The following is a 25,187-nucleotide window of genomic DNA, read 5'->3' as shown; positions in this document are numbered from 1 at the left end:
ATGGCTATTTCACTCGTCGGTAGCGGCAAGAAAAAAGAGGGCTTCGTCGACTTCGGGCCCTATCTCAACAGGATCAAGCGCAAGCTGCTCTGGTGCCTGGTCGTTTTCGTGGCAGCGGCAGTGCTGACCTTTATTGGCACACGCTTTATGGCCTCCCGCTATGTCGCCACCGCCACAGTGCTGTTTAAGGCCCAGTCCGCTGATGTCTCCCCGCTGCCGCGGCTGGAGAACTATGATTCCACGCGCAGCGACTACTACGAAACCAAATATGCGCAGATGAGCTCCCGGGTAGTACTGGAACAGGCGGTGAAAAACCTGAAGCTCGAGCAGGATCCTGAGTTCAACGGCGGGGACGACAAAGATCAAGCGACCCGCATCAACAACGCCATCGGCTACCTGCAAAAGAATGTAGCCATCAACGGCGTGCGTTCGACCCAGCTGGTCTCCGTTTCCATGGAGGCCGCCTCACCGCAGAAAGCCGCCGATGTGGCAAACGGTCTGGCGCAGGCGTTTATCGACTACAGCCTGCATCAGAAGCAGAAAGCGCTGCTTCAGGCCCAGGGCTGGAACGAAAAGATGATGGCTGACCTGAAAGACAACATGGTCAAACAGAAAGCGGATATCGATGCGTACCTCAAACAGCAAGGGCTGCTGACCTTCCGCGGCGTTGATGGCTATGAAACCGAGCAGTTGGGTATCGTCACCAATCGATTAGCCGATGCCACGCAGCGCCGTCTTCAGGCTCAGACCACCTGGGACAAAGTGCGCCGTCAGCAGGGCAAGCCGCCGGAGATGATCATCTCGCTGCCGGAAATCTCGGGTCATCCGCAAATTCAGGATCTGCGCATCGCCCTGACCCAGGCGAAGCGCAACCTCTCCGATGCCGCCAAACACTATGGCCCGCAGCATCCAAAATACCTTCAGGCTCAGGCACAGCTTCAGGCGGTCAACGGGCAGATTGGTCAGGTGCTGGGCGAACTGACCAACGGCCTGCGCCAGCAGTACCAGATTGCCCTGGACGATGAGCACCACTACCAGAAAATGCTCGATGACCAGAAAGGCAATTTCGAGCAGCTGGCGGCAAAACGTGACCATTACAACACCCTGATGACCGCGTTGAATAAGACCGAAGAGCTGTATAAATCCCTCTACCAGCGCGCTAACGAACAGACGCTGTCGGAGAGTTTCTCCGTCGCGGACGAGCAGATCTACGATCCCGCTACGCCGCCGCTTAACGCCTCCAAACCCAAACGCTCAATGCTGATCGTGATGATCTCCATTCTGGTGCTCGGCCTGTACATCATGTATCTGATTGTCACCACGGCGCTGGATAAAACCGTCAACAGCCTGAGCGAGCTGAAAGCCAAGGCCGGGATCGCCGGAAGTGGCGAATTTCCCCTGCTCCCTCAGCCAAAATCAGCCGCGCAAATTTTTAACGATCGGCTGTACGCCGACATGATCCATAGCCTGCGCATGGCACTCGAAGGCGAGCGCCGGGAGCCGCAAAGCCTGATGGTCACGGCCGTGCAGCAACAGGATGGCAGCACGCTGATAGCAGAGCTGCTGGCCCGTTCGGCCAGCAAAGCCCACAAAACGCTGCTGATCGATCTCGATTACCTGAAACCGCAGACCACCAGCGAGCCAGCGCTGGGCTTCTCTCGCTGCCTGTACGGCGAGTGTACCGTCGAGCAGGCCGTGGTGAATCTTGGGGAAAACCTCGATCTGCTGCCACGGGGCGAGCTGCGCGACTCTTCGCTGCTGCTGCTGACCTCAGACAACCTGCCTGCGCTGCTGGAAACGCTGCACCAGCGCTGGCACACGCTGATCGTCAATACCCCCTCCCTGAGCCAGGCCCAGGATAGCCTGCTGTTGCAAAACCACGTGGATATCACGCTGCTGGTCGCCAGGGCCGGCGATGCAGCCAGCCCAATTGCCAGCACATTCGAGCGCCTCAGCGCCGGGGGCAAACACTCGCTGGCGCTGATGCTTAACCAGGTGCAGGAGGAAAATCTGGAAACGCTTGAGGGCCGCCGTCTGCCGGAACGTGCCATCGACGAACTTATATCTCCGAATCAGCCCCTATGAATTTAATTAAGAGCATTACCTCCATTGCCAGCTCGTCGGTCCTTTCACAACTGATTGGTGCCTTTTCCGTCTGGCTGATTTCGCACCGCTACGGTATGGCGGAGGTCGGCCACTACGCGATGATTTACAGCAATGTGCTGATTGGTGCGCAGGTCTGCACCTTTGCCTCCCAGCTGCTGATCCCGCGTCAGGACGATGCTGAACTGGGGCAAAACGTGGTGTTTTGCCTGCTGCAAAGCCTGATTATCGCCCTGCCCTGGGCGGCGATCACCGGGCTGATTTTCCACCTGAATATCGCTTTTTTGTACCTGTTGACCTTTGGCTACGCGCTGGTGCTGATTGCCGAAAACCTGTCACTTCGCGGCGGCAACTATCAGTTTCTCACGGTGCAGCGTATTGCGGTCTCGCTGGTGGTGGCCGTTGCCCTGCTGCTCATGCCCAACCCGTCGCTGTTCTATCTGGCGTGGATGGTGGGGATCCTGATCCTGCTTTCGCTCTGTCTGCTGCGGCTGTTTGCTTTCCGCAGCCTGACGGCCAGCCACTTTTCCCCGGCGGCAAACTGGCATTTTATGCGGGAACACTGGCAGCATCTGAGCCGCGTCGGCAGCGCTGAAGTGCTGGCGATGGCCAGCAACAACCTGCCGACGATGCTTATCAACGTGCTTTTTTCGCCGCTGGTCGCAGGCTATTTCTCAGTCGTAAGCCGTTTTTGCCTGTCGCCGGTGATGATCATTGGCAACGCGGTGCGCAACTCCATTTTCTCCAAATGGTCGATGGATTTTCGCCACAGCACCTTTAACTACGAAGAGTACAAGAAAGTGCGCCTGCTGCTGCTGGGCGCGGCGCTGGTTTGCATCGCCGGGATCTGGATTTTTTATCCGCTGGTGATGCGCCTTGGCTTCAGCCAGGAGTGGCTCAACTCGATTCCCACTTCACGCTATATGCTTCCCTACCTGTTTGCCGCGCTGGCGGTCAGCCCACTGACGGTGATTGAGCTGATCTTCGGCTCGAAACGCTACTTCCTGCGCATTCAGATTGAGCAACTGCTGATAATCCTGGTGGCTTTTGTGGCGCTGCCGAAGCTTGGGCAAAGCTATGAGGTGTCGCTCCTGACCTTCTCGCTGCTCACCAGCCTGCGTTATCTGTTCATTTTGCTGTTTATGAACAAGCGCGCCCGGTCGCTCGCCAGGCAGGAGCAGCACTGATGCAGCTTAATACCGGCCGTTATCTGGAGGTGCTCGCACTGATGACCCTGGTCATTTGCGGCACCGTCCAGTACTTTACCGGCGTGCTGGCGGTGCTGTGGATCCCCTTTTTCATGGTGCTGCTGATGGTCGTGCTGCTCATTATGCACAGGTCCAGCCAGCCCCTGGAAATGACCCCGGCTGAGAAAGTGATCCTCACGCTCTATCTTGCCTTTCTGGTCATGACGCTGGCGGGCACGTTCCTGCTGGGGGGCGCAGTCGTCACCATTGTGGGGTTCAAAAACGAGCTGGCGCTGTCGCTTATCATGCTCTGTATGCTGCTCGGCATGTTCCGGGAATCCCAGCTTCATCGTCTGATCCAGCTCTTTTACTGGTTCTTCTACGTTCAGTTCCCGCTCGTGATTTATCAGGTGCTGGTGGTGGTGCCCAAACGCGTCGCGTTTCGCGGCGAAGACGAAAAATGGGATTCGGTGGTCGGCACTTTCGGCGGTAACCCGATGGGCGGCGGCAACACGGCAGCGATGGGGATGTTCTGTCTGCTTATCATGCTGCTGAAGGTGTCGGAATATAAGCACGGCATCTGCTCGTTTAAATCCATGGCCCTGCACATCATTCTGGCTTTTGTCCTGTGCGTGGTGGGCGAAGTGAAGTTTGTGATCCTGCTGTCGCCGTTTTTGCTGGCGCTGCTGTGGATCCTGCCGGGCTACGTCAGCGGCGTCAGCAAGGTGAGTTTGCGCTCCCTGCTGATTATCGCCGTCGGTATGGTGGTGCTGATTTTTGCCGCCATTACCATCCTCGCCGCCAATTACTCTTCCGCCTTTGGGGGCGATCCGACCAAAAGCGCATTTTCGGTGTTTGTGGATTCGTTAGGCTACATCTTCGACACCAACTACATCATGCCGAGCGGTGAACTCGGCCGCTTCACGACAATCTTCTTTTGGCTGAAGCATAACGATCTCTACGGCATCGGCAGCGTGCTGTTTGGCTACGGGCTAAACGCCACCAACAGCGGCAGCGCCGTGTCACCGGGCTACATCAGCACCTGGTTTAACCTGATCCTCGACTCGACCTCGCTCAGCATGCTGCTGTGGGAAGTGGGCATTATCGGTCTGCTGCTGCTGACCACCATCGTGGTCAGCATCCTGAAGGCCATGCGACCACGGGAAACCTTTTCACGTAATGACTTAAATCATGAGGATCTGCAGCTCCTCAGTGCCGCGCCGGCGTTTTACGTCTTTACCCTCGGCTGTTTGCTCAGCCTGCCCTACAGCCAGATCCTGATGATCATCCCCATGCTGCAATTTCAGTTCTGGCTGGCGCTGGGCTCGCTCATCGTCATTCATCGCTCTGTCCGTTTAAACTCCGGTACTCCACTATGACCCCACTGCCCTCCATTACTGTCAGCATCAAGACCCTGAACGAAGCCGAAGGGATTGAAAAAACCATCGACAGCGTTCGTCAGCAACTGGCGAGCTACCCGCATCAGATCATCGTCGCAGACAGTCTCTCCACCGATAACACCCGCGAGCTGGCGCTGGCGAAAGGCGCGATGGTGGTGTGTCTCGACAACCCTGCCGACCGCTGCTGCGGCGTTGGCCACCAGCTCGGCTGGCTCTACAGCGAAGGGGATTATCTGCTGCTGCTGGATGGCGACATGGAGCTGGAACCCGGCTTCCTGACTACCGCGATAGCGTTTCTGGAAAATAATCCAGACTATGCGGGCGTCGCAGGCAGCGTCGAAATGGATGATGCGGCCAACTATGAGTTCAAATCGCGTAAGCAGCGGCTCCATCTGATCTACCCGCTGGGAGACACCGATCATCTTGGCGGCGGCGGCCTCTACCGCCGCAGCGCCATTGAAAAGATCGGCTACCTGACCAACCTGAATCTGCACGGTTACGAAGAAGCCGAGTTGGGTATTCGGCTGCAAGCTGCGGGCTATAAGCTGCGTCGCCTTGACGTGCCCTACTTCCGCCATGCCTCTTACACCATGCCGACGTTTAAAATGCTGGCCTATCGCTGGAAGCACGGCTTCTTGTGGGCGCCGGGGGAGTTATTACGCAACGCCTGGGGGAAGAAGCATTTTCCGGCGGCCTTTAAGATTGTCCGCAATGAGCTGATCTTCACTCTTTACCTGCTGCTCCTGCTGCTGGCGATCGTTTCGCTTAACCCGGCCGTGATTGGCGTGACCCTGTTACCGCTGCTGCTGTTTATCGCCGCTAAAGCGTATAAAAATAGCTCCCTGCGCGACGGCGTGCAGAGCGTCATCAACCTCTCTTTGTTCTCTGCGGGCCTGGTGCGCGGCCTGCTGAATTCACCAAAAGATCCTCTGGTCCGCCCTGCCGTGACTGTCTCTCACCCTCAACATATCGACGACGAAAATGAAAATACTTTACGTCAATAAGTTCTTCTTTATTAAAGGCGGAGCGGAAACGGTTCTGTTTCAGGAGCGCGATGCCATGGCCCAGGCCGGGCATCAGATCATCGACTTCAGCATGCAGCACCCTGAAAACGCGCCGTCTGAGTGGAGCGAGTTTTTCGTGCATAACGTGGACTACCACGGCAGCCATTCGCTGTGGGATAAAGTGCAGGCCGGGAAGGACTTTATTTACAACAGCCGGGCGGTGGAGAAGTTCAATGCCCTGCTGCTGGCGGAAAAACCGGACGTGGTTCACTTCCACAATATCTACCACCAGCTGACGCCCGCGCTTATCGGCGTGGCGAAACGCTTTGGTTGCAAAACGGTGCTGACGGCGCACGACTATAAAATTGTCTGCCCCTCCTACACCATGCTGCGCGAAGGAAAAGTGTGCGAACTGTGCCTGACCGGATCGGTATTCAATGCTTACAAACACCGCTGTCAGGAAGGCGAACGCGGGAAAAGTCTGCTGCTCTCGCTTGAAGCCTTCTGGCAAAAGATAGCCCGCAACTATCAGATGCTGGATGTCATCGTCGCCCCGAGCGAATTTATGCGCCAGACGCTGCTGCGAAAGCTGCCTGAGTCGCGCATTGAGGTTATCGTCAACGGCATCGATACCGCATCCACGCCTGGCGACACCCCCGGCGACTACTTTCTCTATATCGGCCGCCTGAGCCGCGAGAAAGGCGTAGCCACTCTTGCCGAAGCGCATCAAAAAATGCAGGAGAGCCTGCCGCTCAAAATTGCCGGCGACGGCCTGCTGTTTGACGATTTACGCGCCCGCTACCCCAAACCAGAGTTCCTCGGCTATCAGCAGCAGGGCGAAGGGCTGAACGCGCTGATTCGCAACGCCCGCGCGGTGATCGTTCCTTCCGAATATTACGAAAACTGCTCGATGTCGGTGCTGGAAGCGATGGCGTTTGGCCGTCCGGTAGTGGGCGGGAATATCGGTGGGATCCCTGAACAGATCCGCGACGGTCAGGACGGCAGGCTGTTTACTCCGGGCGACGCCGGGGCGCTGGCGACTATTCTGGATCAGCTGGTTCGCGATCCCGAGCAGGCGCGTGAAATGGGCCAAAGCGCCCGACTGCGGCTGGAACAAAAATATTCGCTTTCCCAACATATGCAGGCGCTGCAGGCGCTCTATTTGCAACTCAATGGTCAGACATTATGACAGTAAAGATTACCGTACTCGGCACCCGGGGGATCCCCGACGTCCAGGGCGGCGTGGAAACCCACTGCCAGAATTTATATCCGGAAATTAAAGCCCGGCACGACGCGGATATCTGCGTCATCGCCCGCTCGCCCTACGTTAACTATCGCCGCGGCGAGTACAAAGGCGTGCGCCTGAAAACCCTTTGGGCACCGAAAAGCCGTAAATTTGAGGCCATCGTTCACTCTACCCTCGCCGCCTTCAGCACCCTGTTTGACAGATCTGAGATTGTGCACGTCCACGCGGTCGGCCCTGGGCTGGTGGTTCCGCTTCTGCGTCTGCTCGGGAAAAAAGTGGTGTTCACTCATCATGGGCCAGATTACGACCGTCAGAAATGGGGCAAGCTCGCCAAATGGATGCTGGAGCTGGGTGAGAAGTGGGCCGTAAAGTGCGCCAGTGAAGTGATTGTTATCTCCCATGTCATCAATCAGATCGTGAAAACAAAGCATAACCGCCACGATGCTCACGTGATCCACAACGGGGTCCGGGTGCCCGAGCTGCCTTCCGAAGAGGCTATCAACACGACGCTCAATAACTTTGGCCTGAAGCGGGGGGAGTACATCATCGCCGTGGCGCGTTTTGTGGAAGAGAAAGGCCTGCACGATCTTGTCTCTGCCTACAGGCAAGCCAACTGCCAGCTGCCGCTGGTGCTGGTGGGAGACGCTGACCATCCTGATGCCTACAGCGAACGCCTTAAGAAACAGGCAATGGATACCCCAAATGTCATTCCGACCGGTTTCCTGAACGGCGTGACGCTGCATTCCATCTTCTCTCAGGCGGGGCTGTTCGTCCTGCCGTCTTACCACGAAGGGCTGCCGATCGCGCTGCTGGAAGCGATGTCCTGGTCTTTGCCGGTGGTGGTCAGCGACATTCCGGCAAACGTTGAGCCTGGCCTGCCTGCCAGCTGTTATTTCACCACCGGGAGCGTTCCGGCTCTGGCTGAAAAACTTCAGGCGTGGCGCGGCCACGAAACCGTGGACTACAGCAATTTGTTATCAAAATATCGCTGGCCAGATATCGCAGATGCTACCCTCCGGATTTATCAGAAAATCATGAAGACGGACAGCTAAGTGCAAAAATCAACCTCAGACCTCGTTATTGGCCGCTTTTATGCCGCCCTCGACCCGGACGTCGGGAAGACCCTGACGCCAGAGCAGAAAAGCGGCATCGAGCAGGCGCTGACTCAAGCCACGCTCGCCACCCGCCATCCTGTCGATTTTCGTCGCAGTTTTCCGTTTCTGCATCGGCGCTATTTTGTGGTGTTCCTGCTTGGCCGGGACCTGCGAAAACGCCCGCGCGAAGCAGGGGCATTCAGCCGCATATTTACCACCCTCAGCGTGACTGTCCTTATTTTGTTCTGCATCCTCTCAATGCTGCTGGCGCTCTATATGCTGAAATCCGCGCTGGGCATTGACGTGTTTAAACATTTCCACGTGGGGATCTGGGACTGGTTTATCCATCTTCACGACAAAGCGACCTCACCATGACTCTACCCTCTGCCCGCCTTCTTACTGCGCTTGCGACACTGCTGCTGACAACGTCAGCGCTGGCCGCAAACCAGACCGTGGCCCCCCCGGCGTTCAACGGGCTCCTGACGAATCCGGGCATGGGGATCGCCAGCTTTCACGACGGCTACGGCGAAAAGCTGTCGCTGGCGGACTATCCTGATACCGGCATCGAGTACGATCGCTTTTACTGGAGCGAGCTGGAGCCACAGGAGGGCGTTTACCGCTTCGATCTCATCGATCATGCTTTTGCGGTGGCGGCCCAACACCAGCCTGCGATGAACGTCGGCCTGCGTTTTATGGTGCTCGATGAGCCGCAGTCCGGCTCCAGAATTCCCGACTGGCTGATTGCCAAAGGGATCAAAGGCCAATGGGTCGCGAACGGCAAAACCTTCGTGCCGGACCTGAGCGATCCGATTTTCCTGCGCTATGCCCAAAAGCTGCTGACCGCGATGGGTCAGCGCTATGACGGCAATCCTGAACTGGCGCTGGTGGATATTGGCATGGTGGGCTCCTGGGGAGAATGGCATAACTCCAACTTTACCGACGTGCCGCCGCTGGCGGAGAAATACACGCCTGCGCAGCTTAATCGCTATATCGACATGCACCTGGCCGCCTTTCCCAAAACGCCCAAAATCATGCTGATCAGCGGCGGGGAGTCGCTGGCGTATGCCGCACAGCACGGTGCTGGCTGGCGAGCCGACTGCTGGGGCGACTGGAGCAACTTTTCGGCACAGTGGAGCCACATGCGCGATGACTACCCGCAGCGGCTGGCTGCGGCACAGGCCTCCTACAGTGGTTTCGCGAACAGCTGGCAGCATGCGCCCGTCAGCCTTGAGATTTGCGGCTACATGGACGAATGGCAAAGCGTGCAGCACTACACCCGACAGCAGGTGCAGGCCACCTTCGACTGGGCGCTCCAGCAGCACGCCAGCACGCTCAACCTGAAATCCCGCCGGGTGCCGCAGGAATATCGGGATATCGTCGACAAGGCGCTTCTGAAGATAGGCTATCGCTATCGCGTCAGCCGCCTTGAACTCCCGGGTACCGTCAAAGCCGGGACAACGCTGGTGCTCAACAGCACCTGGAGCAATGATGGCGTGGCTCCCGTCTATCTGCCTTATCACGTCGCCTGGCGAATTACCGATGCCCGGGGGAACGTCGTGCTACAGCAACGAACCCAGGACGATCTTCGTCAGTGGCTGCCGGGCGAGCACCCCAGCCGCGTGCAGTTTGCCCTTCCAGCCAGCCTGACAGCAGGCAGCTGGCAGCTGGAAGCAACCATCACTGACGAGAAGGACACTCCGCGGATCGCCCTGGCCAATCAGGGGCGAAGCGCCGACGGCTGGTACCCTCTGGCGACCTTCAACATAGAGAATTAACCATGTCTGACGCAAAATACTCGCTGCGCCGCGAGTTAAAACTAAATGGCAATGCCAAGGCGAAAATCGTCATTGTGCTGTATCGGCTGGCGACGCTGCGCCGCCGAAAAAATCCGCTGCTAAAGCTGCTGAGCCTCCCTTTTGTGATCCTCAACAAAGTGATTAACGAGTGGTTTTTCAGCGTAGAGATCCCCTGGCAAACCCAAATCGGCGCGGGGCTGCGGATCTATCATGCGCACTGCATTGTGCTCAACCGCGATGTGATTATCGGTAACAACTGCATTCTGCGACACGGCGTCACTATCGGGAATGCCACAGACGACGGCAGCTGCCCGAAAATTGGCGATAACGTCGAGTTCGGGGCCGGGGCCATTGTGATTGGTGAGATAACGCTGGGAGAGGGTGCCAAAGTGGGTGCCGGGGCGGTCGTCACCAAAGATATGCCCAGCGGCGCGATTGCCGTTGGCCAGCCTTGCCGGATTGTGAAGCGCTAGCTTTATCACGACTCAGCGATCTGATGCCCTCTCCCCGGCCCTCTCCCACAGGGAGAGGGAGCAAACCGGCGCCAAACAGTCCCCTCTCCCTTGAGGGAGAGGGTTAGGGAGAGGGGGAACCGTCAGCTCAGATTATTCAGGACGATAAACCTTCACGTTCGCAAAGCCCTGCTCACGCAGATACAGAGCCTGAAGGCGGCTCATCACCCCACGCTCACACCACAGCAGCCAGGTCTTACTCTGATCCAGGTCGCCAAACTTCGTGCTGAGCTTATAGAAAGGTAATGACACCACCTCGACACCGTCGACTTTCAGCGGCTTTTCGTCCTGCTCGTCGATGGAACGGATGTCGAGGATCACGTCGTTGGCGCTGAAGCCGCTGACGGTTTCCACTTCCACCACTTCCTGCTGGCTCTGCTGCGCGATTTCACGGATATCAATGTTGCTGGCCTCAGCCACCACTTTGTCGAGGATCGCGAAGTCGAAGTTTTGCTCTTCCGCTTCGATTTTCGCTTTCACCGCTTTGACGGTTGGGCTCTTCGAAATCACGCCGCAGTATTCCGGCATAGTACGGGCGAAATCTTCGGTACCGATTTCACGCGCCAGATCGATGATGTGCTCTTTGTCGTGGGAGATCAGCGGACGCAGGATCAGGGTATCAGAGACGTTGTCGATCAGACGCAGGTTGGTCAGCGTCTGGCTGGAGACCTGGCCCAGCGCTTCGCCGGTCACCAGCGCCTGCACGCCATAGCGCTCGGCAACTTGTGATGCGGCACGCATCATCATGCGTTTTAGGACCACGCCCATCTGGCCGTCATCAACTTTTTCGAGAATTTCGCCAACCACGGGTTCAAAGTTGATCGCCACAAAACGCACCTTGTGGGAGCTGCCAAAGCGGTTCCACAGGTAGTGAGCCACCTGACGAACACCGATTTCATGCGCAGCACCGCCGAGGTTGAAGAAGCAGTAGTGAACGCGGCAACCGCGGCGAATCAGCATGTAGCTGGAGACGCCGGAATCGAAGCCGCCGGAAATCAGCGACAGCACGTCTTCCTGCGTACCAATCGGGAAACCGCCGATGCCTTCATAGCGGCCTTTCACCAGCAGCAGGCGATCGTTTTCGATTTCCAGATGTACGGTGATGTCCGGGTTGGTGAGCTTCACGCGCGCCGTTTCAATATGCTGATTCAGCCCGCCGCCAACGTAACGTTCCACTTCGATAGAGGTGAACTCGTGCTTACCACGACGCTTCACGCGCACACAGAAGGATTTGCCTTCCAGCTGCTCACGCCACAGCGGCAGCGTCTGTTCGAAAATATCGTGCAGCGAAGTGAAAGGCACATCTTCGACTTCCAGAATATGATGGATGCCGGGAATGCGGGTCAGCGCATCACGAATGACAGGGCGCTGATTCTCATCTTTGGCGCGCACTTCAATGTGATCCCAGTGACGCACGACGGCGAGGGTTTCGTCATACTGCTTCAGAACGTTACGGATGTTCCCGGTGAGCATCTTTATAAAGCGTATGCGCACAGATTGGCTCTTGATGGTGATTTCCGGGAACAATTTAATGATAAACTTCATGGCGGCAATGGTTCTTTGGCAAGCCCGCAAAGGCTTGTGATGAAAAAGAGTACAGCAGCTCACTTTGGTGGCTGCATCCAGGCGCGCAAGTATACCACCTTCGCGCGGCTCCTGTGCACATTGCGCGTTATTTGATAATTGCCCCGAGTCCGTTACCATGACGGGGCTGAAAACTTAAGAGTCCATTCACATGCCAAAGAAAAATGAAGCGCCAGCCAGTTTTGAAACCGCACTGACTGAACTTGAGCAGATTGTCTCGCGCCTTGAAAACGGCGACCTTCCGCTGGAAGAGGCGCTGAACGAGTTTGAACGCGGCATCGGGCTTGCGCGTCAGGGCCAGGTGAAGCTGCAACAAGCCGAGCAGCGTGTGCAAATCCTGCTGGCTGATAACGAAGACGCCCCACTGACCCCCTTCACGCCGGACGCTGAGTAATATGGATTTCACGCAACAATTACAGGCCTGCGTGACGCGAGCTAACGAAGCGCTGCGTCAGTTCATCGCCCCGCAGCCGTTTCAGAACACTCCACTGGTCGAAGCCATGCACTATGGCGCACTCTTAGGCGGAAAGCGCCTGCGCCCGTTCCTGGTGTATGCCACAGGCGAGATGTTCAACGTCAGTTTGTCCACGCTGGATGCGCCCGCTGCGGCGGTGGAATGTATTCACGCTTATTCTTTGATTCACGACGATTTACCGGCAATGGATGACGACGATCTGCGTCGCGGTCAGCCGACCTGCCACATTAAATTTGGCGAAGCCAATGCCATTCTGGCCGGAGATGCGTTGCAAACGCTGGCATTTTCTATACTCAGTGATGCGCCCATGCCGGAAGTGAGCGATCGCTATCGTCTGAAAATGGTCTCCGAGCTGGCGCAAGCAAGCGGCGTGGCGGGCATGTGTGGCGGTCAGGCGCTGGATCTGGAAGCAGAAGGTAAACAGGTTGATTTACAGGCGCTGGAGCGTATCCATCGCCATAAAACAGGCGCGCTGATTCGCTCCGCCGTTCGCTTAGGCGCATTGAGTGCGGGTGATAAAGGCCTCGCAGCGCTGCCGGTACTGGATAAATACGCAGAATGCATCGGCCTGGCCTTCCAGGTGCAGGATGACATTCTGGATGTGGTAGGGGATACTGCGACCCTTGGTAAGCGCCAGGGAGCCGATCAGCAACTTGGCAAAAGCACCTACCCTGCCCTGCTGGGCCTTGAGCAAGCCCAAACGAAAGCCCGTGATCTGATTGAAGAAGCCCGCCAGGCATTGACCGTTCTGGCCGCGCAGTCTCTGGACACCACGGCACTGGAAGCGCTAGCGAATTACATTATTCAGCGCGATAAATAAAAAAACACCACGATGAGTCTCTGATGAGTTTTGATATTGCCAAATACCCGACGCTGGCACTGGTGGAGTCCACTCAGGAACTGCGTCTGTTGCCAAAAGAGAGCCTGCCGAAGCTCTGCGACGAACTGCGCCGCTACCTGCTCGACAGCGTGAGCCGCTCCAGCGGACACTTCGCCTCCGGGCTTGGCACGGTGGAACTCACCGTGGCGCTGCACTATGTCTACAACACCCCGTTTGATCAGCTGATCTGGGACGTAGGCCATCAGGCTTATCCGCACAAAATCCTGACCGGTCGTCGCGATAAAATTGGCACCATTCGTCAGAAAGGCGGCCTGCACCCGTTCCCGTGGCGCGGTGAAAGCGAATTCGACGTGCTGAGCGTCGGCCACTCATCGACCTCCATTTCTGCCGGGATTGGCATCGCCGTCGCCGCTGAAAAAGAAGCCAAACAGCGTCGCACCGTCTGCGTGATTGGCGATGGGGCCATTACCGCAGGCATGGCGTTTGAAGCCATGAACCACGCGGGCGATATCAAACCGGACATGCTGGTTATCCTCAACGATAACGAAATGTCGATTTCTGAGAACGTGGGCGCGCTGAATAACCATCTGGCGCAGTTGCTCTCCGGCAAGCTTTACTCCTCGCTGCGTGAAGGCGGCAAGAAGGTCTTCTCTGGCGTACCGCCGATTAAAGAACTGCTGAAGCGCACCGAAGAACATATCAAAGGCATGGTGGTACCGGGCACGCTGTTTGAAGAGCTCGGTTTTAACTACATCGGCCCGGTAGACGGTCACGACGTGCTCGGTCTGGTCAGCACCCTGAAGAACATGCGGGACCTGAAAGGCCCGCAGTTCCTTCATATCATGACCAAGAAAGGCCGTGGCTATGAGCCAGCGGAAAAAGATCCGATCACTTTCCACGCCGTACCGAAATTCGATCACACCAGCGGCGTGCTGCCGAAAAGCAGCGGCGGCCTGCCGAGCTATTCGAAGATCTTCGGCGACTGGCTGTGCGAAACGGCGGCCAAAGACAACAAGCTGATGGCAGTCACCCCGGCGATGCGCGAAGGCTCCGGAATGGTGGCGTTTTCGAAGAAATATCCAGACCAGTATTTCGATGTCGCGATTGCCGAACAGCACGCGGTAACCTTCGCCGCAGGCCTGGCGATTGGCGGTTATAAGCCGGTGGTGGCGATTTACTCCACCTTCCTGCAACGCGCCTACGATCAGGTTATCCACGACGTCGCCATCCAGAAGCTGCCGGTGTTATTTGCTATCGACAGGGCCGGGATTGTCGGCGCTGACGGGCAAACGCACCAGGGCGCGTTCGATCTCTCTTATCTGCGCTGCATTCCGGATATGGTCATCATGACCCCGAGCGATGAGAACGAATGCCGCCAGATGCTGTTCACCGGCTATCACCACAATGATGGCCCAAGCGCCGTGCGCTATCCACGAGGTAGCGGCACGGGCGCGGAACTGGCGCCTTTAGAAAAACTGCCGCTCGGCAAAGGCATTGTGAAGCGTCAGGGCGAGAAAATCGCGATGCTGAACTTCGGGACTTTGCTGGCAGACGCTGAAACTGTGGCGGAAAAACTTAACGCCACGCTGGTCGATATGCGCTTTGTCAAACCACTGGATGAAACGCTGATTCTTGAGATGGCCGCGCGCCATGAAGCGCTGGTCACTCTGGAAGAAAACGCCATTATGGGCGGGGCGGGTAGCGGTGTGAACGAGGTGCTGATGGCACACCGTAAACCGGTGCCTGTGCTGAACCTCGGCCTGCCTGATTTCTTTATCCCACAGGGCACGCAGGAAGAAGCCCGGGCCGAAATTGGCCTGGATGCCGAAGGCATCGAAGCCAAAATCAACGCCTGGCTGGCCTGATCCTTCCCCCTTTCCGCTCCTGCTATGCTTACTATTATGTTCATCGCAGGAGTGGAACCATGCAATACAACAAATTAGGAACGACCAACCTCAACGTCTCCCGGCTCTGTCTCGGCTGTATGACCTTTGGCGAGCCCGATCGCGGCAACCACGCCTGGACGCTGCCGGAAGAGAGCAGCCGTCCTGTCATCAAACGCGCGCTGGAAGGCGGCATTAACTTCTTTGATACCGCCAATAGCTACTCTGACGGCAGCAGCGAAGAAATCGTCGGGCGTGCCTTACGTGATTTTGCCCGCCGCGAGGATGTGGTGGTGGCGACCAAGGTTTATCACCAGACGGGCGACCTGCCGCAAGGGCTTTCCCGTGCGCAAATCCTGCGCTCCATTGACGACAGTTTGCGCCGGCTTGGCATGGAATATGTCGACCTGCTGCAAATCCACCGCTGGGATTACAACACCCCGATTGAAGAAACGCTCGAAGCGCTAAATGATGTGGTCAAAGCCGGGAAAGCGCGTTATATCGGCGCGTCTTCGATGCACGCCTCCCAATTTGCTCAGGCCCTGGAATTGCAGAAACAACACGGCTGGGCGCGCTTTGTCACCATGCAGGATCACTACAACCTGATCTACCGTGAAGAAGAACGCGAGATGCTGCCGCTGTGCTATCAGGAGGGGGTGGCGGTGATCCCATGGAGCCCGCTGGCACGTGGTCGTCTGACACGACCATGGGGTGAAACGACGGCGCGAGTGGTGTCTGATGAGTTTGGTAAAACGCTCTACAGCACCACCGAAGCGAACGATGCCCAGATAGCTGAACGGCTGGCGGCGATTGCGGAAGAGTTGGACGTGAGCCGCGCGCAGGTTGCGCTGGCGTGGCTGTTAAGCAAGCCCGGCGTGGCTGCACCGATTATCGGCACATCGCGAGAAGAACAGCTCGATGACCTGTTGAATGCAGTAGATATTACGCTGAAGCCAGAGCAGATTGCCGAGCTGGAAACGCCTTATCAGCCGCATCCGGTGGTGGGGTTTAAGTAAGTGCCACCCCCTCTCCCCGGCCCTCTCCCGCGGGGAGAGGGAGAATAAGCGACCGTACTTTCTGAGTTCCCTCTCACTAAGGGAGAGGGAGAATAAACGCCCGCACTTTCAGTGTTCCCTCTCCCTAAGGGAGAGGGTTAGGGAGAGGGTGGAGCAGCGCTCTACTGTGTAAAATCAAATGATCCCAATCGGCCAGTGGTGGCCAATCAGATACAACAGCCCGGCGGAGATGATCCCGGCGATGATGTCATCGACCATGATCCCCATGCCACCGTGGACGTTGCGATCAAACCAGCGAATCGGCCACGGCTTCCACATATCAAAAATGCGGAAAATCACGAAGCCTGCGGCGACCCACTGCCACTGGTTTGTCGGCAGCGCCATCAGCGTTATCCACATCCCGACAAATTCGTCCCAGACGATGCTGCCATGGTCATGCACGCCCATGTCTTTGGCGGTGCGGTGACAAATGTAGACTCCGATACAAATCCCCAGCATGACCACCAGCGAATAGAGCTGCCAGGGCAGAAGCGTGAGCAGATACCAGAAGGGGATGGCGGCCAGCGAGCCCGCTGTGCCTGGCATGATTGGGCTGAGCCCGCTGCCAAATCCTGTGGCGAGTAAATGCCAGGGATTGAACATACTCAGGCGGCTTTTCGCGACGTCTTTACTGCGCAAAATGGTCGTACCCCTTCCAGTCGAGCGTCACCGGCTTGCCGTCACGCTGAAAATGCAGTCCTTCTACATCGGCCGTCATCTGTCCGATGCAGGTATACGCCATACCAAAATTCCCCAGCGCCACATCCAGTGCGCCCCGGTTCAATTCTGGCACGGTAAAGCACAGCTCGTAATCTTCACCGCCGGACAGCGCCCAGCGCAGCGCCTGTTCAGGCTCGACGTGGCGGGTCATGGCTTCAGAATACGGCAGTGAATCCAGATCGATTCTTGCTCCGCACTCGCTCGCTTTGAGGATATGCCCCAGGTCGGAAATCAGCCCATCAGAAAGATCGATAGCCGAATTTGCGAGCCCACGCAGGGCTTGTCCGCTCAGAATGCGTGGTGTCGGGTTGAGATGCCGTTTGACCAGATAATCAGCGTCTTCTTTCGCATTGACCTTCATGCAGTCCTGCAAAATCGCCAAACCCGCCGCGCTATCACCCGGCGTGCCGGTCACGTAAATCCAGTCGCCGGGTTTTGCGCCTGAACGCTTCAGGGCCCGGCCCTCTGGCACAAAACCATGAATGCCCAGCGTCATCGACAGCGGGCCTTTGGTGGTGTCGCCGCCAATCAGCTGCATATCGTAATAATTGAGCTGTTCGAACAGGCTGTTGCTGAACGTTTCCAGCCAGGCTTCATCCACAGAAGGCAGTGTCAGCGCTAATGTGAGCCACGCTGGATCGGCCCCCATCGCCGCTAAATCGCTGAGATTGACTGCAAGCGCTTTACGGGCAAGATCGGCAGGGTTGATGTCCGGGAGAAAATGAATGCCCGATACCAGCGTATCGGTGCTGATCGCCAGCGTCTGTTTCTCAGGCACGCTGAGCAGCGCACAGTCGTCACCGATTCCGGTTTCAACATCAAGACGGGAGCTTCTTACGCGATCGAAATAACGGGAAATGAGAGAGAATTCACCGCATGCCATGCGTCAGGCCTCGAGAAAGGAAGAAGAAAGGCCGACAAAAGCGGAGAAACCGCTTCGTCGGCCTGCAGACTATTTTTTGCGGGGACGGATAACCGGGGCTGCTTTGTCCAGCACGCCGTTGACGAACTTGTGGCTGTCTTCGGCGCCGAAGGTTTTCGCCAGTTCGATGGCTTCGTTGATGGCCACTTTGTACGGCACATCGTCACGTTTCGCCAGCTCGAACAGCGCGATACGCAGTACGGCTTTTTCCACCTGACCCAGCTCTTCCAGCAGACGGGAGAGGTAAGGTTTCATCAGGCCGTCGAGATACGCGCTGTTGGTCGCCACCCCGGACAGCAGTTCACGGAAGTACACGACGTCGACGTCTTTCACGTCCTGTTCCGCCAGGAACTGATATTCAACATCAGCGATGTCGTTATGGGACAACTGCCAGGAGTAAAGCGCCTGGACGGCACACTCACGGGCGCGGCGACGAGCAGCAGGTTTCACGGAATTCCCCTTACAAAATTCAGGCCTTGATGGCCTTCAATACATTAATCATTTCAAGTGCGGTCAGTGCAGCTTCTGCACCCTTGTTACCCGCCTTGGTGCCAGCGCGTTCGATGGCTTGTTCGATGCTTTCGGTGGTCAATACGCCAAAAGCGACCGGAATTTCGCTGTCCTGTGCAACATGCAGCAGGCCATTGCTTGCGCCACCGGCGACGTATTCAAAGTGAGCCGTACCGCCACGGATAACGGTGCCCAGTGCAACAACGGCGTCATATTTACCGGTCTTCGCCAGTGCGCCCGCTGCCAGTGGCAGTTCGTATGCGCCCGGAACCCAGACGACGGTGATGTTGTTATCGTTAACCTGACCAATGCGCTTCAGGGCGTCAATCGCACCTTCCAGCAGGCTGTCATTGATGAAGTTGTTGAAACGCGCAATGGTGATGGCGACGCGGGCTTCAGGAGCCGCTACGTTAGCTTCGATAATGTTCATACTTTTCCTTTTGGGATTCGACTTACCCCATGAGGGGGGCGGATTTTATCATAATAATTTGCGCGCTGCTTCGGTTATTGACAGCAACTTACGCGGGTATCAGGTGCAGACAGAGATCCGGGCCAACGTGGCGTATCTCGCTGAAACTAAATTGGGGCGCATCGGCCAGTTTCTCAAGCCCTGGCAACACACATAATCCTCTGGCATCACTGCCTAACAGTTTAGGCGCAACGTAAACAATCAGCTCATCCACAAGTCCTGCCTGCAACAGCGCGCCAGCCAGGGTTGGACCTGCCTCAACCCAGATACTGTTAATCTGCTGTTTGCCCAGTTGCATCATCAGCAGCACCAGATCGAGATGGCCGTTGTGTTCCGGGATTTGCAGCGTGCGCACTGCTTCCGGCCATTCGCGGGGATCTGGTTGGGTTCTGGCAATCCAGGTTTCGCCCGGTTGCTGCACGATGCGGTGTTCCGGCGACACACGATTTTGGCTGTCGATAACGATGCGCACTGGCTGACGCAAGTTTTCCTGCGGGTAGTGCGCCTGCACGTCGGCATTAAGTTCTTCCCAGCGTAGGGTCAGTGCCGGATTATCCGCTAACACTGTTGCACTGCTGGTCAAAATGGCATGGCTTTCTGCGCGCAAACGCTGAACATCGCGGCGCGCTTGTGGCGATGTGATCCACTGGCTTTCACCGCTCGCCATTGCCGTGCGCCCGTCCAGCGAAGCGCCCAGTTTTAGCTGGATATAGGGGAAACCGGTACGCATCCGCTTCAGGAAGCCTTTGTTCAGCGCTTCGGCTTCGCTCATCATCAGCCCATGGCTGACTTCAATGCCTTCCTGCTGCAGGCGATAAAGCCCGCGTCCTGCAACTTGTGGATTTGGATCCTGCATTGCTGCCACAACGCGGCTCACGCCAGCCGCAATGAGAGCTTCACAGCATGGCGGCGTGCGCCCGTGATGACTGCAGGGTTCAAGCGTGACGTACGCCGTGGCCCCTTTGGCTTTTTCGCCCGCCATGCGCAACGCATGCACTTCCGCATGAGGTTCACCCGCTCGGTAGTGCGCGCCCTCTCCCACAATCTCGCCGTCTTTGACTATCACGCAGCCGACACGTGGATTGGGGTGAGTGGTGAAACGGCCCTGATTCGCCAGCTTCAGCGCACGCGCCATGTACTGTTCGTCGTGCATGGCTCAGTCCTGTAAACGGGCGATCTCTTCGCCGAATTCTTTGATGTCTTCGAAGCTGCGATACACCGAGGCAAAACGGATATAGGCCACTTTATCGAGCTTTTTCAGCTGCTCCATCACCAGATTGCCAATCTGTTTGCTTGGGATTTCACGCTCGCCGGTGGCGCGCAGCTGCGATTTAATGTGATTCAGCGCCATTTCGACGTCATCTGAACTGACAGGACGCTTTTCGAGCGCTTTCTGGATGCCGCTGCGCAGTTTGTCTTCATTAAACGGCTCGCGAACATCGTTGCTTTTCACCACTCGCGGCATCACAAGTTCAGCCACTTCGAAGGTGGTGAAGCGTTCATTACAGACCAGGCACTGTCGGCGGCGGCGTACAGAAGAGCCTTCTCCCACCAGACGAGAGTCGATCACTTTGGTATCTACGGCTAAACAAAATGGGCAATGCATGGCGCGTCCTGACGAAAGGGGAATGACATTTTCCTATTTTACCACGACCCAGGCGGCGCCGTCATTTTGAGACAACCCCCCGATGGCAACGCGCGCGATACTGCTACCATTGAAGACGAAAGAACTCTGAAAGGAACCCTGACAATGACACGACGTTATTTACGCCTTTTGGCCGTGGGAAGTCTGTTTACCCTTAGCGCCTGTGCACAGCAAACCGAAGTTCACCAGATGCAGCAGAGCGTGAGCGCCCTCTCGCAGGACATGACCAAACTTAATCAGGAAACGGTCAGGATAACCCAGCAAAATGCCCTGAATGCAAAATCTGCAAGCGGTGTTTATCTGCTGCCTGGCGCGAATACCCCGGCACGCCTCGAGAGCCAGATTGGTACCCTGCGCATGTCGCTGACCAATATTGCGCAAAACGCTGACGGAATGCGTGCCACGCTGCGTATTCAGGGGGAATCCAACGATCCGTTGCCAGCCTTTAGCGGCACGGTCGAATGGGGCCTGATTCAGGGCACCACGGACAACTACCAGGAAGTTGACGTCAAAAACCAGCTCATCAACGCCCCGGCAAGCATCCTTGCCCCAAGCGATGTCGATATTCCGTTGCAGTTAAACGGCATCGATCCGAAGCAACCGGTCTTCGTGCGTATCCACGACATTCAACCGGTGAATGCCCAGTAACTGATTGTTGCCGGATAACGCCCGTTATCCGGCCTCTTTCCCGCCCTTTCCTCACGCTTTGACACCCTTTGCAATGTTTCCTGTTTTTCCAGAAAACCCTGGAAACATTCATGAGAATCCGTACAATGCCCGCCGTTAATGTACGCAAACGTGAACGCAATCGATTACGTATATGATAAAACTGTGAAACACCACATATTTTTGTGAGCAATGATTCTTATAATAGGCCTCGCAAAAACAGTTACATTTAGAAACGCTCCGGCGGGTCTTTTCACACCCCGAAAGGGATTTTAAAAAAGTGGCGTCTTTATGAAAAAAACATTACTTGCAGCCAGTGCAGTGCTTGCGCTCTCCTCGTCTTTCACGGCAAACGCTGCCGAAACCTCTAAGCCAGAGTACGTCTCTGACTGGTGGCACCAGAGCGTCAACGTGGTAGGCAGCTACCACACCCGCTTCGGACCAAAAATCAATAACGACGTGTACCTGGAGTACGAAGCGTTTGCCAAAAAAGACTGGTTTGATTTCTACGGCTACATCGATATCCCAAAAACCTTCGGTTGGGGTAACGGCAATGACACTGGCGTCTGGGACGACGGTTCCCGCATGTTCATGGAGATCGAACCTCGCTTCTCCATCGACAAACTGACCGGCACCAGCCTGGTATTCGGCCCGTTCAAAGAGTGGTACTTCGCGAACAACTACATCTATGACATGGGCGCTCACGGCAACGATGCCAGCAAGCAGAGCACCTGGTACATGGGTCTGGGCACCGACATCGACACCGGCTTGCCAATGAGCCTGTCCCTGAACGTGTACGCGAAATACCAGTGGCAGAACTATGGCGCGTCCAACGAAAACGAGTGGGATGGCTACCGCTTCAAGGTGAAGTACTTCGTGCCAATCACCCAACTGTGGGGCGGCCAGCTGAGCTATATCGGCTTCACCAACTTTGACTGGGGTTCTGACCTGGGCGATGACAACTTCTACGATCTGAACGGGAAGCACGCGCGCACCAGCAACTCCATCGCCTCCAGCCACATCCTGGCGCTGAACTACGATCACTGGCACTACTCTGTCGTGGCACGTTACTGGCACAACGGTGGCCAGTGGAACGACGATGCCAGCCTGAACTTCGGCGACGGCAACTTCAGCGTTCGCTCCACCGGTTGGGGTGGTTACCTGGTTGTGGGTTATAACTTCTGATGATGCAATGCCCGGCGGCGCGAGCTTGCCGGGCCTACAACGGTATGCAGAAAACCGTAGGCCCGGTAAGGCGAAACCGCCACCGGGCAATTTTATGACCTCACGCTCAACGCTTTACTCTGATCCAACAGCCACGGTCGTAAATACCCCACGGTATTTGAGAACGGCAGCACACACTCCGGCAGCTGAATCCCAATTTCGCGTTTAATATATTCACGTCTCGCCACTACGCGCGCCCAAAGCACCGGGTATTCAGCAGCCAATTGCTGACGCAGCGTGTCATCTGCCAGTGCCACCGTGTCCTCAATACTTGCGCCCGCGTAGCCTGTACGAGAAGGAATAATATCGATTTGCAGCAGCATGCCGCTTTTTAATGGAACGTCAGATCCCGGACCGACTGGCGAGCATAACCACTCTTCGTCCGCGACCAGGTGACCAGGATTGAGATGCCAGTGGTATTCTGACTTCGGCAGCACATCTTCAATCAGCTGATACAGTTCGCCGCCCGTCATGCCTGGGCGAATGTTTTCCAGCCAGGTGACGACCGCGCGGAAATACGGAATCGCCACCACATCAAGATAATCCCTGACTGCTTCAGGGAGTTGAGAAGCCTCTTTCACGACGTAAGCCGCACGGCTGCTGAGCCCGCCTTTGTAGCTCGTCGTCAGCGAGAACTTATCCCCCTGCTGCACGACTTTATCGCCAGGATACAGATTGGCGTAAGCGAAACGGTCTCCCGTCGCGGCGATCGTCACCACGTTATTCGGCTGACCATCGGCGGCCAACAAACTGGCAATCTGCTTTTCGGTTTTGCCCGTTGCAACCGCATTTAAGGCGCCGAGAATGGCGGTAGAAGCGAGATTCGCGCCGTACTCGTAGTGCGCCAGTTCGTTGGCATTGTTGACAACGCGCGCCCCAACCGCCGGGGAAATAAATAGCCCGGTGGCGTTTTGTAGCTCCGCAAGCGGTGCCGCTTCACGAATAGCATCAACGATAAACGCCGGGATATCGAACATCTGACGGGTGTTGTCTTTCACGCCGGTGAAGAGTTTCCAGCCTGCCAGGCCCAGCCGTTTATTCGCCGTGATCCCTGCGCTTTGCAAGAGCTCAGGCAGAGACTGAGTATTGTCCATCGGCTGATTAGGCAAAGAGAACCACGGCGCATGCACCACGCGGCTGGGCAACCGGGCGTGAGCAGCCAGCTTGAGGTTTTCATTACCCAGCACTAATACCGCTTCGCCGTCGCTGTGAATTACCAGCAGCGCCTCCTCAAAGCGCGGGATAAATCCGGTGAGATATTCAAAGTTACCGCCGTGCTCTTTATCCGCGTAGACAATCAGCGTGTCCAGCTTCTGCTGCTGCATCCCGGCGAGGACTTTCGCCTTGCGCTGCGCAAGGGTCGCATCGCTGAGCGTGACTGAAGACAAACCCGTCCAGCACTGCGGCTGCGGGACGTTCTGAAGGTGAATGTGATGGTGGGGCATTTCCGTGTGGCTCCCGAGCTGTGAGTGAGACCCTCACCATACCTGCAACTCCGGGGCTTGTGCGAAAAAAAGTGCCAGAGTTTGACTCTCAACGCCCGTTCCTGTCCTCGCAGCGAACCTTGCGCAGAAAATCACTCAGCGAACGATCGGCGCGTTCACTGAATCGCCTTCCGGCAGGGGTGACGGTCAGACAGCGATCGAGGCGAAAACTGCGGTAATCCTCACGTCGTTCGCACCAGGCGACCAACAGCCAGCGCTCCCCCCAAAAGAACAGACCAAGCGGCTGCACATCTCGCCACGAGAGTTGGCCGGCTTCGTCACGGTAGTGCAACGTCAGCACATCCTGGCGGGAGATGGCCTGATGAATAAGATCGAAGCGGCTTTTACAAAAGCCTTGTTCGCCGAAATCAGGCGCAAAAATACGTGACTGCTCTGCCCGCCGACGGCTCTCGGCGGGCAAAATAGCCAGCATTTTTTCTTGCGCAGATTCCAGAGCAAGGGAGAGTGAATCACCGCCCCAGGTCCGCAACAGGCGAATCGCCACCATCATGGCTTCCGACTCTTGCGGTGTGAGCATCAGCGGCGGCAGATGATAACCTTCCAGCAGGCGATAGCCGCTTCCGGCCTCCCCTTCTACCGGCACGCCCGAAAGCGACAGATCCTGAATATCACGATAAATGGTACGCAGCGACACGCCCAGCCGTTCGGCCAGCAGCGCTGCCGTGGTTAAGCGCCTGCCGCGCAGGATTTGCACTATCTGAAATAAACGGTCGGCGCGCCGGGACATAGTCACTCCTGATTGTCAGGCCTCGGGCTGATGCAGCCCAACACGATTGCCTTCAGTGTCAGTAAATAAGGCGATAGTCCCGATGCCCTTTGGCAGCACCAGCGGACCAAACACACACTCACCACCTGCCGTGGCAATACGTTCTAACGTAGCGGGCAAATTTTGCGTGCTGAGATAAATGATACAGCCCTGTGAAGAAGGAGAGAAATGGTCGAATTTGACCAGCGCACCGCCAGTAGCGGTCTCTTCATGCGGGAATACGGCCATCTGCGCGCCTTCCATTTTTTCGCGGCGTAGTGCCACCTGCATCACGGGTTCATAAAAAGCGACGGCACGATCGAGATCGGACACGGGGATTTCAAACCAGTTAATGATGTTCATACAGCCTCCGGGGTCAGGGATAAGTTCACAGAGAGCATAGAACAGGGCTACTGACAGCGTACTGTCAGTAGCCTTTGCAAAAAAAAATCGCAGCACCAGGGCTGTAATGCCAGTCAGTTAAGCAACTGACTGGCTCTTTTTCGGGGCTGTGGGGTATTTCCAGGGCCTCTCCTTTACCACTCTCGGGAAGGCCCTTTCCCTTCTTGTCGGTAATTTCACTAGTTGTCCCATACTTGCA

General features: G+C 56.6%; 26 protein-coding genes. 15 read left to right on the top strand and 11 right to left on the bottom strand.

Translation table 11 applies throughout. The features are described 5' to 3' along the window. The 9 genes from ACRCWW_RS07905 to ACRCWW_RS07865 are packed head-to-tail and all read left to right on the top strand — an operon-like array spanning window position 1 to window position 10,303. Window positions 1–2,085 carry a GumC family protein gene (locus tag ACRCWW_RS07905; RefSeq protein WP_438681918.1) on the top strand — a complete coding sequence of 695 codons (2,085 nt, stop codon included), beginning with the start codon at window positions 1–3 and terminating at the stop codon, window positions 2,083–2,085. After that, on the top strand, window positions 2,082–3,290 hold the full coding sequence (locus ACRCWW_RS07900; RefSeq protein WP_438681917.1) for a lipopolysaccharide biosynthesis protein: 1,209 nt from the start codon (window positions 2,082–2,084) through the stop codon (window positions 3,288–3,290). The genes ACRCWW_RS07905 and ACRCWW_RS07900 overlap by 4 nt, the downstream gene beginning before the upstream one ends. Then, window positions 3,290–4,669: a capsular biosynthesis protein gene (locus ACRCWW_RS07895; protein ID WP_438681916.1), complete on the top strand. Its 1,380-nt coding sequence runs from the start codon at window positions 3,290–3,292 to the stop codon at window positions 4,667–4,669. The genes ACRCWW_RS07900 and ACRCWW_RS07895 overlap by 1 nt, the downstream gene beginning before the upstream one ends. Beyond that, entirely contained in the window at window positions 4,666–5,694 is a 1,029-nt protein-coding gene (locus ACRCWW_RS07890) for a glycosyltransferase (RefSeq protein ID WP_438681915.1), read from the top strand. The genes ACRCWW_RS07895 and ACRCWW_RS07890 overlap by 4 nt, the downstream gene beginning before the upstream one ends. Then, window positions 5,672–6,883 (top strand): glycosyltransferase family 4 protein, encoded by a 1,212-nt coding sequence (locus ACRCWW_RS07885; protein WP_438681914.1) that lies wholly within the window; start codon window positions 5,672–5,674, stop codon window positions 6,881–6,883. The genes ACRCWW_RS07890 and ACRCWW_RS07885 overlap by 23 nt, the downstream gene beginning before the upstream one ends. After that, complete coding sequence (locus ACRCWW_RS07880; protein ID WP_438681913.1) at window positions 6,880–7,992, top strand: glycosyltransferase family 4 protein; 1,113 nt, start codon at window positions 6,880–6,882, stop codon at window positions 7,990–7,992. Before ACRCWW_RS07885 ends, ACRCWW_RS07880 begins: the two co-directional genes overlap by 4 nt. Next, window positions 7,993–8,409 (top strand): hypothetical protein, encoded by a 417-nt coding sequence (locus tag ACRCWW_RS07875; RefSeq protein WP_438681912.1) that lies wholly within the window; start codon window positions 7,993–7,995, stop codon window positions 8,407–8,409. Continuing rightward, entirely contained in the window at window positions 8,406–9,809 is a 1,404-nt protein-coding gene (locus ACRCWW_RS07870; protein ID WP_438681911.1) for a DUF4832 domain-containing protein, read from the top strand. The genes ACRCWW_RS07875 and ACRCWW_RS07870 overlap by 4 nt, the downstream gene beginning before the upstream one ends. A 2-nt stretch (window positions 9,810–9,811) precedes the next feature. Continuing rightward, entirely contained in the window at window positions 9,812–10,303 is a 492-nt protein-coding gene (locus tag ACRCWW_RS07865) for a serine acetyltransferase (protein WP_438681910.1), read from the top strand. A 132-nt stretch (window positions 10,304–10,435) separates the two neighbouring features. On the opposite strand, the gene thiI is transcribed toward ACRCWW_RS07865, so the two are convergent. Further along, complete coding sequence (thiI, locus tag ACRCWW_RS07860) at window positions 10,436–11,887, bottom strand: tRNA uracil 4-sulfurtransferase ThiI (protein ID WP_438681909.1); 1,452 nt, start codon at window positions 11,885–11,887, stop codon at window positions 10,436–10,438. Window positions 11,888–12,077: 190 nt separating this feature from the next. On the opposite strand from thiI, the gene xseB reads away from it, so the two are divergent. Genes xseB through ACRCWW_RS07840 form a run of 4 tightly spaced genes read left to right on the top strand, consistent with a single transcriptional unit; the run spans window position 12,078 to window position 16,141 of the window. Next, window positions 12,078–12,320 (top strand): exodeoxyribonuclease VII small subunit, encoded by a 243-nt coding sequence (gene xseB / locus ACRCWW_RS07855; protein ID WP_330983092.1) that lies wholly within the window; start codon window positions 12,078–12,080, stop codon window positions 12,318–12,320. Between the two features lies 1 nt (window position 12,321). Continuing rightward, the gene (ispA, locus tag ACRCWW_RS07850) at window positions 12,322–13,221 is read left to right on the top strand and encodes a (2E,6E)-farnesyl diphosphate synthase (RefSeq protein ID WP_438681908.1); all 900 of its coding nucleotides are present in this window, start codon (window positions 12,322–12,324) and stop codon (window positions 13,219–13,221) included. Between the two features lie 23 nt (window positions 13,222–13,244). Next, window positions 13,245–15,107 carry a 1-deoxy-D-xylulose-5-phosphate synthase gene (gene dxs, locus ACRCWW_RS07845; protein WP_438681907.1) on the top strand — a complete coding sequence of 621 codons (1,863 nt, stop codon included), beginning with the start codon at window positions 13,245–13,247 and terminating at the stop codon, window positions 15,105–15,107. A gap of 59 nt (window positions 15,108–15,166) precedes the next feature. Then, complete coding sequence (locus ACRCWW_RS07840; RefSeq protein ID WP_438681906.1) at window positions 15,167–16,141, top strand: aldo/keto reductase; 975 nt, start codon at window positions 15,167–15,169, stop codon at window positions 16,139–16,141. Window positions 16,142–16,315: 174 nt separating this feature from the next. Here the strand turns inward: ACRCWW_RS07840 and pgpA are convergent, their stop codons facing one another. The 6 genes from pgpA to nrdR all read right to left on the bottom strand — a co-directional run bounded on the left by pgpA (window position 16,316) and on the right by nrdR (window position 20,407). Then, entirely contained in the window at window positions 16,316–16,822 is a 507-nt protein-coding gene (pgpA, locus tag ACRCWW_RS07835; protein ID WP_438681942.1) for a phosphatidylglycerophosphatase A, read from the bottom strand. Further along, the gene (thiL, locus tag ACRCWW_RS07830) at window positions 16,809–17,783 is read right to left on the bottom strand and encodes a thiamine-phosphate kinase (RefSeq protein ID WP_438681905.1); all 975 of its coding nucleotides are present in this window, start codon (window positions 17,781–17,783) and stop codon (window positions 16,809–16,811) included. Before thiL ends, pgpA begins: the two co-directional genes overlap by 14 nt. A gap of 69 nt (window positions 17,784–17,852) precedes the next feature. Next, complete coding sequence (gene nusB, locus ACRCWW_RS07825; RefSeq protein ID WP_312624796.1) at window positions 17,853–18,272, bottom strand: transcription antitermination factor NusB; 420 nt, start codon at window positions 18,270–18,272, stop codon at window positions 17,853–17,855. A gap of 19 nt (window positions 18,273–18,291) precedes the next feature. Then, window positions 18,292–18,762 (bottom strand): 6,7-dimethyl-8-ribityllumazine synthase, encoded by a 471-nt coding sequence (gene ribH, locus ACRCWW_RS07820; protein ID WP_438681904.1) that lies wholly within the window; start codon window positions 18,760–18,762, stop codon window positions 18,292–18,294. A gap of 88 nt (window positions 18,763–18,850) precedes the next feature. Continuing rightward, a complete protein-coding gene (gene ribD, locus ACRCWW_RS07815) occupies window positions 18,851–19,954 on the bottom strand; it encodes a bifunctional diaminohydroxyphosphoribosylaminopyrimidine deaminase/5-amino-6-(5-phosphoribosylamino)uracil reductase RibD (protein ID WP_438681903.1) in 1,104 nt (367 codons plus the stop codon). A gap of 3 nt (window positions 19,955–19,957) precedes the next feature. Next, window positions 19,958–20,407 (bottom strand): transcriptional regulator NrdR, encoded by a 450-nt coding sequence (nrdR, locus tag ACRCWW_RS07810; RefSeq protein ID WP_330983082.1) that lies wholly within the window; start codon window positions 20,405–20,407, stop codon window positions 19,958–19,960. A 144-nt stretch (window positions 20,408–20,551) separates the two neighbouring features. Between nrdR and ACRCWW_RS07805 the strand changes: the two genes are divergently transcribed. Both ACRCWW_RS07805 and ACRCWW_RS07800 read left to right on the top strand, forming a co-directional pair. Next, window positions 20,552–21,094, top strand: a complete 543-nt coding sequence (locus tag ACRCWW_RS07805; RefSeq protein ID WP_438681902.1) for a DUF3251 domain-containing protein — start codon at window positions 20,552–20,554, stop codon at window positions 21,092–21,094. A gap of 309 nt (window positions 21,095–21,403) precedes the next feature. Then, window positions 21,404–22,297, top strand: a complete 894-nt coding sequence (locus tag ACRCWW_RS07800) for a nucleoside-specific channel-forming protein Tsx (RefSeq protein WP_438681901.1) — start codon at window positions 21,404–21,406, stop codon at window positions 22,295–22,297. Between the two features lie 92 nt (window positions 22,298–22,389). On the opposite strand, the gene ACRCWW_RS07795 is transcribed toward ACRCWW_RS07800, so the two are convergent. The 4 genes from ACRCWW_RS07795 to ACRCWW_RS07780 all read right to left on the bottom strand — a co-directional run. Further along, window positions 22,390–23,781, bottom strand: a complete 1,392-nt coding sequence (locus ACRCWW_RS07795) for a M24 family metallopeptidase (RefSeq protein ID WP_438681900.1) — start codon at window positions 23,779–23,781, stop codon at window positions 22,390–22,392. A gap of 88 nt (window positions 23,782–23,869) precedes the next feature. After that, window positions 23,870–24,568: a helix-turn-helix transcriptional regulator gene (locus ACRCWW_RS07790; protein ID WP_438681899.1), complete on the bottom strand. Its 699-nt coding sequence runs from the start codon at window positions 24,566–24,568 to the stop codon at window positions 23,870–23,872. Window positions 24,569–24,583: 15 nt separating this feature from the next. Then, window positions 24,584–24,949 carry a VOC family protein gene (locus tag ACRCWW_RS07785; protein WP_438681898.1) on the bottom strand — a complete coding sequence of 122 codons (366 nt, stop codon included), beginning with the start codon at window positions 24,947–24,949 and terminating at the stop codon, window positions 24,584–24,586. Between the two features lie 117 nt (window positions 24,950–25,066). Continuing rightward, window positions 25,067–25,187, bottom strand: a 121-nt coding sequence (locus ACRCWW_RS07780) for a hypothetical protein (protein ID WP_233432058.1), incomplete at its 5' end; no start/stop codon positions are given.

The organism is Scandinavium sp., assembly GCF_051650185.1.
GTDB lineage: Bacteria > Pseudomonadota > Gammaproteobacteria > Enterobacterales > Enterobacteriaceae > Scandinavium.
The sequence above is the reverse complement of the archived record's forward strand: the minus strand, read 5'-3'. Positions and strand labels throughout refer to the sequence as shown.